General features: G+C 67.6%; 6 protein-coding genes and 1 riboswitch. Of the genes, 2 read left to right on the top strand and 4 right to left on the bottom strand.

Annotated features, from left to right (window positions below):
- Positions 1-62 precede the first annotated feature (62 nt).
- The gene (locus AC14A7_RS00335) at positions 63-1679 is read right to left on the bottom strand and encodes a peptide ABC transporter substrate-binding protein (protein ID WP_484005859.1); all 1617 of its coding nucleotides are present in this window, start codon (positions 1677-1679) and stop codon (positions 63-65) included.
- Between the two features lie 315 nt (positions 1680-1994).
- Between AC14A7_RS00335 and AC14A7_RS00330 the strand changes: the two genes are divergently transcribed.
- Complete coding sequence (locus AC14A7_RS00330) at positions 1995-2798, top strand: CPBP family intramembrane glutamic endopeptidase (protein ID WP_484005857.1); 804 nt, start codon at positions 1995-1997, stop codon at positions 2796-2798.
- A gap of 131 nt (positions 2799-2929) precedes the next feature.
- On the opposite strand, the gene gcvP is transcribed toward AC14A7_RS00330, so the two are convergent.
- The 3 genes from gcvP to gcvT are packed head-to-tail and all read right to left on the bottom strand — an operon-like array spanning position 2930 to position 7286.
- Positions 2930-5752 (bottom strand): aminomethyl-transferring glycine dehydrogenase, encoded by a 2823-nt coding sequence (gcvP, locus tag AC14A7_RS00325; RefSeq protein WP_484005861.1) that lies wholly within the window; start codon positions 5750-5752, stop codon positions 2930-2932.
- Positions 5753-5808: 56 nt separating this feature from the next.
- On the bottom strand, positions 5809-6180 hold the full coding sequence (gcvH, locus tag AC14A7_RS00320) for a glycine cleavage system protein GcvH (protein WP_484005856.1): 372 nt from the start codon (positions 6178-6180) through the stop codon (positions 5809-5811).
- Positions 6180-7286 (bottom strand): glycine cleavage system aminomethyltransferase GcvT, encoded by a 1107-nt coding sequence (gene gcvT / locus AC14A7_RS00315; protein WP_484005854.1) that lies wholly within the window; start codon positions 7284-7286, stop codon positions 6180-6182. Before gcvT ends, gcvH begins: the two co-directional genes overlap by 1 nt.
- 142 nt (positions 7287-7428) lie before the next feature.
- Positions 7429-7520: riboswitch (glycine riboswitch) on the bottom strand.
- Positions 7521-7639: 119 nt separating this feature from the next.
- Between gcvT and AC14A7_RS00310 the strand changes: the two genes are divergently transcribed.
- Positions 7640-10119, top strand: a 2480-nt coding sequence (locus AC14A7_RS00310; protein WP_484005852.1) for a hypothetical protein, incomplete at its 3' end; no start/stop codon positions are given.

The following is a 10119-nucleotide window of genomic DNA, read 5'->3' as shown; positions in this document are numbered from 1 at the left end:
GGGGGGGGGCGGGGACACCCCCCCCCCCCCCACGCTGCTAACCGGTCAAGGAACTATTCGAGCTATTCCTTGGTGATTGCGTAGTACAGCGGCACGGAGTGCCAGTCGATTGCAACGTTGCTGACAGCCTCGCTGTAGCCACCCTGCACGTCGGAGTACCACAGCGGGATGGCCGGGAGGTCCTTGAACAGGACTTCCTGTGCCTGCTGGAAGTACTTGTTGGCGTCCTCCGTGTTGTCAGCGCCCGATCCCTTTGCGAGCAGGGAGTCGAACTCCTCGCTCGAGTAGTCGCCGTCGTTCGAGCCAGCGCCCGTGCCGTAGATCGGTCCGAGGAAGTTGAACAGCGACGGGTAGTCGGCCTGCCAACCGGTGCGGAACGCGGTCTGGATGGTGCGCTCGGTGATCGCGGAGCGGAACTCCGAGAACGTCGGGAACGGTGCACCAGACGCCTCGATGCCGAGGGTGTTCTTGATGCTGTTGGTCACGGCGTCAACCCAGTCCTTGTGGGACGAGTCGGCGTTGTAGCCAATCTGGAACGCGCCGCTCCACGGGCTGATGGCGTCGGCCTCTGCCCAGAGCTTGACTGCCTCCTCCGGGTTGTAGGCGAGCACCTCAGAGCCGGGAACCGAGTCAGACCATCCGTCGATGACCGGCGACGTGAAGTCGGTGGCCGGCGTGCGGGTGCCGCTGAAGATCACGTCGGTGATCTCGTCACGGTTGATCGACATCGAGATGGCTGCGCGACGCAGCTTGCCCTCTTCCCCGGCGAAGTGCGCGAGGCGGTCCGGGATGGTGAACGACTGGAAGATCGCGGCAGGCTGGCTGATCGCGCGGTCGCCGAGGTCATCCTTGTAGGTGAGGAGCGAGATCGCGGGGATCTCGTCGATCACGTCGAGGTTGCCACCGAGGAGGTCGGCGTAGGCCGAGTCGATCGACGCGTAGAAGATGATCGAGATTCCGCCGTTGGCCGGCTTGCGGCCGCCCTCGTAGTCCTCGTTCACGACCAGGTCGATCTGCACGTCGTGCTGCCATGCACCCTCGCTGGCCAGCTTGTACGGGCCGTTGCCGATCGGGTTCTCACCGAAGGCCTCGAGGTCGTCGTAGGCGACCGAGGGCAGCGGGAAGAACGCCGAGTAGCCGAGGCTCAGCGGGTAGTCCGCCTGAGGAGCGTTGAGCTCGACGGTGAACTCGTAGTCGCCGGTGACCTGCAGGCCCTCGAGCTCGGTGTCCTCGTCGTAGCTGAAGCCCTTGATGTTCTCGAAGAAGTAGCTGTTCAGCTGCGCGTTGCTGGCGAGAGCGCCGTACTTCCACGCGTTGACGAAGGACTCAGCGGTGACATCCTCGCCGTTGGTGAACTTCCACCCCTTCTTGACGGTGATGGTGTAGTTCTGCGCGTCGTCGGTCTCGATGGACTCGGCGAGCTCGTTGATCGCCTTGCCGTCGGCGTCGTAGTAGACGAGGCCGGCGAAGAGGTTGTCGATGACCTTTCCGCCACCGGTCTCGTTGATGTTCGTGGGGATCAGTGGTCCGCCCGGCTCCACGCCGTTGACGAGGATGATCGCGTCGGAGTTGCCTCCGCCGTTGCCCTCTTCGGGAGCGTCAGTGGCGCAACCCGTGAGCACGAGTGCTGTGGCAAGTGCCAGGCCCCCCGTGACTGCGCCGATTCTGGAAATTCTCAATTTTCCTCCTACTTGCCTTGTAGCGGTCGCGGGCGTGATGGGCGCGCGGCAGCGCTGGTTGTTAGAACCCTAAATAGGGGACAACGCCGTTTCAAAACCGTACGCCGAAACGTTACGCATTGGTAACGAATTCGGACGATCATTGCGCGTGATGGCCAAAAACTGCGCAAAAACGCTGCGATTTGCACGAATCGTGCGCAACTCGGGAGGCCGTGCACACGATCCTCCGCGTGTCGCGGCGTACTATCGATTCGTGCCAACACCCCTCTTGTCGATATCCACCAAAGGGATGACGGCGTTTTGGGGGACAAACCGGTGAGTTCCCCAGTTGAGGTCTTCCAGAATCAGGCGGCGCAGCATCCAACGCCGTCCCGCCGGAGGATCGCGGCCGAGATCGCGATCGTGCTGCTGCTCTCGCTCGCCTCGTCGGCCGTCTACGCGATCGTTGCGATCATCTATCGCTCGGTGCAGCAGCCAGACCTCTCCCAGCAGACGGCGACGCTCAACCGCCCGCTCAGCGAGCTCGAGATCTTCGACCTGGTCTACCGGCTGCTCTCGGTGTTCTTCGACCTCGTTCCCGTCGCCCTCGTCTGCTACCTGCTCTGGTCGAGCGCCCGCCCGCACCTCGGTCGACTCGGGCTGAGGTTCGACCGGCCGGTGCGCGACGTTGGCGCGGGGCTGGCCCTCGCGCTGGCAATCGGTATTCCCGGGCTCGCCGCCTACCTTGCCTTCACCGCGCTCGGCATCAACGCGACGATCGTGCCGACCACCGGCGACAGCTACTGGTGGACCATCCCCGTGCTGCTGCTCGTGGCCGTGCGCGCCGCCGTCACGGAGGAGGTCATCGCGATCGGGTACCTCTACGCGCGACTCGGCGACCTTGGCTGGGGGAAGTGGCGCATCATCCTGGCGAGCGCCCTCCTCCGCGGCAGCTACCACCTCTACCAGGGCTATGGATCGTTCATCGCGAACGTCGTCATGGGCATCGTCTTCGGATGGCTGTACACCCGGTTCGGCCGCCTTCTCCCCCTCCTCGTGACGCACTTCGTGATCGACGCGGCCGTCTTCGTCGGCTACCCGTGGGCGGCCGCGACGTTCCCGTCGCTGCTCGGCCTCTGAGTCCTGGCGGCATGCCCCGCTTCTTGCCTCCCACAGCTCCAGCTAGGGGCCAAGTGACCCAGTTGTAGCGCGCGCATCGACACCGCTTCTGGGTCGCCGAGGGCCCGCTTCGCCGATCGAGGCGGTTGCCGCTAGTCGGCGAACGCCTCGATCGGCGGGCAGGCACAGAACAGGTTGCGGTCGCCCCACGCCTGGTCGATTCGGCGCACCGGCGGCCAGTACTTACTGCGGATCTGCGTGGAGATCGGGTAGACCGCCTCCGCGCGCGTGTAGGCGTGCTGCCACTCCCCCACGATCACGGACTCCGCGGTGTGCGGGGCGTTGACGAGAGGGTTGTCGGTGGCTGGCCAGCGACCGGCCGCCACGGCATCCGCCTCGAGCTTGATCGCGATCATGGCGTCGATGAAGCGGTCGATCTCCACCAGGTCTTCGCTCTCGGTCGGCTCGACCATGAGGGTGCCAGCGACTGGGAACGACATGGTCGGCGCGTGGAAGCCGAAGTCGACGAGGCGCTTGGCGACGTCGTTGTTGTCGATCCCCGTCGCCTCCTTGAGCGGACGAAGGTCGAGGATGCACTCGTGCGCCACGAGGCCGTTGTCGCCCGCGTAGAGCACCGGGTAGTGCGTGCGCAGCCGTGCTGCCACGTAGTTGGCCGCGAGCACCGCGGCACCGGTCGCATCCTTGAGGCCATCGGAGCCCATCATGCGCACGTAGGCCCACGAGATGGGCAGGATGCTCGGGCTGCCAAACTGCGCAGCCGAAACTGCGAAGGGATCGCTGAAGTGATCCCGACGAGCGGGACGCTCGTCGGCGCTGGCGTCGCGGAGACGGCCAGAAATGGCCGTCTCTCCAAGCTCCAGCGCGCCGGGCAGGAACGGCGCGAGGTGCGCCTTCGCCGCGACCGGCCCGACGCCCGGCCCACCGCCGCCGTGCGGGATGCAGAACGTCTTGTGCAGGTTGAGATGCGAGACGTCGCCGCCGAAGTCGCCATACCGGGCATAGCCGAGCAGGGCGTTGAGGTTCGCACCGTCGACGTAGACCTGCCCGCCGGCCTCGTGCACGGCATCCGTGATCGATCGCACCTCGTGCTCGTAGACGCCGTGCGTCGACGGGTAGGTGATCATGAGCGCGGAGATCGTGTCGGCGTGCGTGGCGATCTTCGCCCGAAGGTCGTCGAGGTCGACGTTACCGAGCTCGTCGCAGTCGACGACCACGACCGACATGCCCGCGAGCACGGCGCTCGCGGCGTTCGTTCCGTGGGCAGACGACGGGATGAGGCAGACGGTGCGCTGCGTGTCGCCATTGGCGAGGTGGTAGCCGCGGATCGCGAGCAGGCCAGCAAGCTCGCCCTGGCTTCCGGCGTTGGGCTGCAGCGAGACGGTGTCGTAGCCGGTGACCTCGGCTAGCCAGTCCTGCAGCTGCTCGATGAGCTCGAGGTAGCCCTGCACGTCGGCCTCAGGAGCGAATGGATGGATGGCGCCGAACTCCGGCCACGTCACCGCCTCCATCTCGGTCGCCGCATTCAATTTCATCGTGCACGACCCGAGCGGGATCATGCCGCGGTCGAGCGCGTAGTCCTTGTCGGCGAGGTACTTGAGGTAGCGCATCATGCTCGTCTCCGAGCGATGCGTGTTGAAGACCGGGTGGGTGAGGTAGGCGGAGGTGCGCTCGAGCTCGGCGGGGATCGCGGACGACGCGGAGGCAACCGTGACACCGAAGACGTCGGCGAGCCCTTCGATCGGGTCGAACGCGGAGGCCTCGTCGAAGCTCAGTGAGACCGTGTCGTCGTCGACCTTCCACAGGGTCGCATTGCGCTCGAGGGCGGCCGCGACGAACTCGTCGGCGCGCCCCGGAGCGGTGACCGTGAGCGTGTCGAAGAACGTGTCGCCGACCCCATAGCCGGCGCCGCGGAGGGCGGCGGCGAAGTCGGCGGTGACCTGGTGCACGCGGCGCGCGATCACCTTGAGCCCGTCCGGCCCGTGGTACACCGCGTACATGCCGGCCATGATCGCCAGCAGCACCTGGGCGGTGCAGATGTTCGATGTCGCCTTCTCGCGGCGGATGTGCTGCTCTCTCGTCTGCAGGGTGAGGCGGTAGGCGGGGTGGCCGGCGGCATCCTTCGACACTCCGACGAGGCGACCAGGCAGCTGCCGCTCGAGACCGGCGCGCACGGCCATGAAGCCGGCGTGGGGTCCGCCGAAGCCCATCGGAACGCCGAAGCGCTGCGACGAGCCGACGGCGACGTCGGCTCCGAGTTCTCCTGCGGACTTCAGCAGGGTCGCCGCAAGAAGGTCGGCCGCGACGACGGCGAGGCCGCCCTGCTCCTTGACGGCGGCGATTACCGCGGACGGGTCCCAGACCCGACCGGAGGCACCGGGGTACTGCACGAAGACGCCGAAGGCGGCGGGGAGCTCGGGATTCTCAGCGAGGGAGGTCTCGACAAGCTCGATCCCCAGAGCGGAGGCGCGGTTGCGCAGCAGAGCCTTGGTCTGCGGCAGCGCGTCGGCATCGACAATGAACGTGTTCGACGTCGAGCCTGAGCCCCGTCGCGCAAGCAGCATCCCCTCGACAACGGCGGTGCCCTCGTCGAGCATCGAGGCATTGGCGGTAGCGAGCCCGGTGAGATCGGCGACCATGGTCTGGAAGTTGATGAGCGCCTCGAGGCGACCCTGCGAGATCTCCGGCTGGTACGGCGTGTAGGCCGTGTACCAGCTCGGGTTCTCCAGCACGTTGCGCTTGATCACCGCTGGGGTGATCGTGTCGTAGTAGCCAAGGCCGATCATCGAGCGGCGCACGGTGTTCTTGCTGGCAATGGCTCGCAGCTCGGCGAGCGCCTCACGCTCTGACGCAGCGGCGGGAATAGTCGAGTGCTCGAGCGGGGCGACGCGGATGGCGTCGGGAATTGCCGCAGAGACGAGGGCGTCGACGGAGTCGTAGCCAAGCACGGAGAGCATGCGGCGCTGCGCTGCCGCATCCGTTCCGATGTGGCGGTCCTGGAATGGAGCGGACACTACTCGCCAACCAGTGCGCTGTAGTCGTCGTAGGAGAGCAGCTCTGGCAGCTCGGTGAAGGTCACCTTTATGAGCCAGCCGGCACCGAAGGGGTCGCTGTTGACGAGGCTGGGGTCTGCCTCGACCGCGTCGTTCGCCTCGGCGACGACACCGTCGACGGGCGCGAACAGCTCGCCGACCGACTTGGTCGACTCGATCTCGCCGACGACCGTGCCGCTCGCGACGGTCGAGCCCGCCTTCGGCAGGTCGACGAACACGACGTCGCCGAGCTTCTCCGCGGCGTAGGCGGTGATGCCGACCGTGGCCGTGTCGCCCTCGACAAGGATCCACTCGTGCTCTGCGGTGTACTGGAGGGTGGTTGGGTCAGCCATTATTTCTTGTCTCTCTTGTAGAAGGGGAGTGCGACAACGGATGCGGCAACGCGGGTACCGCGAACATCGATCGTGAGCGCGGTGCCGGTCTCGCTCACGTCAGGGTCGACATACGCCATGGCGATCGGGTAGCCGAGGGTGGGTGACAGCGCGCCGGAGGTGATGATGCCGACCTCGCGATCGCCGCCGAAGACGGGATAGTCGGCTCGACCCGCTCGGCGGCCCTCCGCCACGAGACCGACGAGCTGTCGTGCGCCAGCCGGCGGGCCGGCCTCGATCGCGGCACGGCCGACGAAGTCGCCCTCCTTCGCGAGCGCGACGACGCGGCCGAGTCCGGCCTGCGCGGGAAAGGTGTCGAGCCCGAGCTCGTGACCGTAGAGCGGCATGCCAGCCTCGAGCCGAAGGGTGTCGCGGCTCGCGAGCCCGGCCGGGATGAGCCCGTGCGGTGCACCGGCCTCGAGCAGCTCCCGCCAGAGCTGCGCGGCGGAGTCGTTGCCGAGGTAGAGCTCGAAGCCGTCCTCCCCGGTGTAGCCGGTGCGGGCGACGAAGAACGGGCCGTCGTTGTAGAGCATCTCGATGCCCCAGTAGTACTTGAGCTCGCTGAGGTCGCGGCCGATGACCTGCTCGACGATGGCGCGGGAGGCCGGGCCCTGCACCGCGATGAGCGAGACGCGGTCGCTCTCGTCGGAGATCGCCACCTTGAACCCTGCCGAGCGCTCCTGCAGGGCGACGACCACGGGAACGCGGTTGCCCGCGTTGGCGACGATCATGAACGAGCTGTTGTTCTTGCCGGCGCGATAGACGACGAGGTCGTCGACGATTCCCCCCTCCTCTGAGAGCAGGAGGGAGTACTTGGCCTGGCCGTAGGCGAGGGCGGAGATCGTGCCGGCGAGGGCGTAGTCGAGGAAGGCCGGTGCATCCGGTCCGTCGACGCGGATCTCGGCCATGTGCGAGATGTCGAAGAGTCCGGCCGCGGTGCGCACGGCGTGGTGCTCTGCCAGGTCGGAGCCGTAGCTGACCGGCATCTGCCATCCGGCGAAGTCGGTGAAGCTCGCTCCCGCGGCATGGTGAATGGCGTAGAGCGGGGGAAGGCGGGAATCCGGCAAGAGTTCTCCTAGGCGCGTGCGTCGGGCAGAACTCCCCCTCTGTCATGAACCTGAGAGCTTCGCCGACTGTGGTCGACTTTCACCGTGGGTGGGGTTTCGATACACGCGCTACGCGCGCACTCAACCCTCTTTTCAGAGTGGCCTCGGCGATGCGGTACAGGTACCTGAGAGATTGGCAGGGAGGCTTGCTCCTTCGGTGCCTGCCACGGGGGCAGGCTCTCCCGCATCACGTTGTGCGGCCCGGTATTCGATTGTGGGGCAATCCTACCAACCGAGTGTTTCGACCGTGCGTCGAAAACCATCAGCAGACAGATCTGTCGATTGCGGCCCATTGCACGGTAGGGTGCGGCTCCATGGCGTCGTTGCGGAGCATCCGGTCAGTCGTTCGTCGCACCGTGGGCAGCAGCACGGCGCTCGTCCTCCTTGCCGTGGCACTGCTCGTCACGATGAACGAGACCTCGCGGCTCGTCGGCCGGATCCTCGGTGGCGACGGTCACACGCACGACCTCGGCACCATGGTCGGCTTCGGCGCCGGCACCGAGTTCGAGGCATGGCGCGACTGGAGCGGCTCCGCATTCTCGCCGGAGCCGCTCATCGTCTTCTACGCTCTCACCGACATCGCCTTCATCGCCTGCTACGCCGTGCTGCTTCGCCGGCTCGTCACCGTGGCTGTCGCCGCGTCGAACAGGCGAAGCACGGATGCCGCCCCGCGAGCCACACCGGCCACCGGCCACCGCATGGTCGGCATCCTCGTGGCGCTCGACCTGCTCGAGAACCTCGGGCTGCTCGTGCTCGCCACCGCCCTCCCGGCCGCGGGCACCCCCGCCCTCGACGTGGTGACCGTCGTGCTGATCGCCGCGACCTACCTCAAGCTCGCCACGATGGCGGTGCTCGGCCTGTACCTCGTGCTCGGCACCACCGTGGGCGCCGTGGTGCGCGGCGCCGCATCCAGGTCGCTCGCCGCGCTCTATGCCCAGCGTCTCAGCCTCATCGCGGTGGCCGGCATCGCCGCGATCTCGCTCATCAGCATCGACGGCGTGCTCGAGCAGGTCGCCGATCTCTACCGCAGCTGGGTGCAGTACCCGGCGACCGGCACCTCGGCGGTGCCGACGGCCGACGTCTGGTCGATCGCATTCGCCTTTCTCGGGTTCCTCATCACGGGCGCCGGCCTCTTCGTGCTCGGCCGGCAACGGGCGCGGCACTACCGTCGGCGCGACACCGCACACGACGCGCGCCCTCCCGTGCGGCACTATCCGTGGTTCGCGGCAGCCGGCGCCGTGCTGCTCGTCGCCCTCGTGGTCGGCCTCGCGACCGCAGGGCAGGCAGTCGACGCACTGACGGTCGGGCTCTTCACCGGGTTCATCGCGGTCATCGCGCTCGTGTCGCTCGCCATTCGCCGCGTGGGCATCCGCATCGCCGACCCCCTTCTCCCCCTCGCTCTCGGCCACCGAGGCGCCGATGTGCAGCGGGCGGGCGACCTGCTCGTCGCGGCGTGGATCGCGGTGTGGGCCCTCGGCCCGTTCCGTGCACTGCTCGCTCCCCTTCTCCTCGGTGCGACCGGCCAGTTCGCGGGCTCTCGCTTCGCCGCGAGCCTGGTCTCTCTCGTGCTCATCGAAGTCGTGCTTCTCGCGCTCGCCGTCGTCGCTCCGACGCTCTTTCGCCGGCAGCTCGCCGCCCGCGACTTCGGCGGCCGGGTGGGCGCTGTGCTGTCGAGCGATCCGTCACGCATCGACGAGCACTCGCGTGACTTTCGCGTGCTCGGCATCGTCGTCACGGCGGTATCGGCGGCGTTCATCGCCACCTGTCTTCTCGTGCCGGCGCTCGTCGGCTATGCCCTCGGCCCCGTTGCCGTTCTCGTGCTGCTCGTCGGCGCCTGGACGACGATCATCGGCGGCCTCGTGCTCGCCCTCGGCCGGCGCCAGCCGCTCGAGATCTTCCGGGTGCTTCGACTGCGCTCGACGCCGGTCGTGACGCTGCTCGTGCTGCTGCCCGTCGTCGTCACCCTCATCGACGGGGCGCCCGCGCTTCACGCGGTGCGAGTCGGCCAGGATCAGGCAGGAGAACAGCGCGACACGCTGCCGGAGGCGTTCGCCGCCTGGCACGACGCGCAGGACTGCGCGTTCGAACTGCAGAACGGATCGCGCGCGTACCCCCTGCTGCTGGTCGCGACCCACGGTGGCGGCATCCGTGCGGCAACCTGGACGGTCGATGTCATGCGAGAGCTGCCGCGCGACGGCGAGTGCGCGGCGGGGGCAACCCTGCTCTCGAGCGGCGCGACCGGGGGCAGCGTCGGGCTTGCCACGTTTCGGGCAGAGGGCAACGCGCTCGCTCCCGGCGACATGAACACCGTCGCCCTCGGCGGGCCAGGGGCGCTCGGAGTGAGCGTGACCGGCATGATGGCCGGCGATCTCGTCGGCAGTGTCACGGGCATCCGGGTTCCGTCGCCGAGCGACTACGCCGATCCTTTCGGTAGCCCGTGGCGCTGGTACGACCGGCCGGGCCTCTTGGAGCGCACCTGGGAGCTCGATGCGCCGCAGTTCGCCGGGAGGTGGAATGGCACGGCTGAGACGCCAACCGGCTACCTCATCCTCAACGCGACCGACGCGGTCTCGAACTGCAAGGTGCTCGTGAGCCAGCTCGACATCACGCCGACCGACGACGAGCTCTACGCCGATGGCGGCTCCCCGACGGTGCCGCAGTGCACCGGGCCCGACGCTGAGCTCGCCAACTCGGTCGACCTCCAGGACTACCTCGGCGACGGCTGCATGGCCGACCTCAGCTGGGCGACCGCCGCGAACTTCTCCGCCCGGTTCCCCGTGGTGAGTCCCGCCGG

The sequence above is a fragment of the Conyzicola sp. genome (assembly GCF_057073975.1).
Note: the sequence above shows the minus strand (reverse complement) of the source record. Positions and strands in the feature narration are given on the sequence as shown.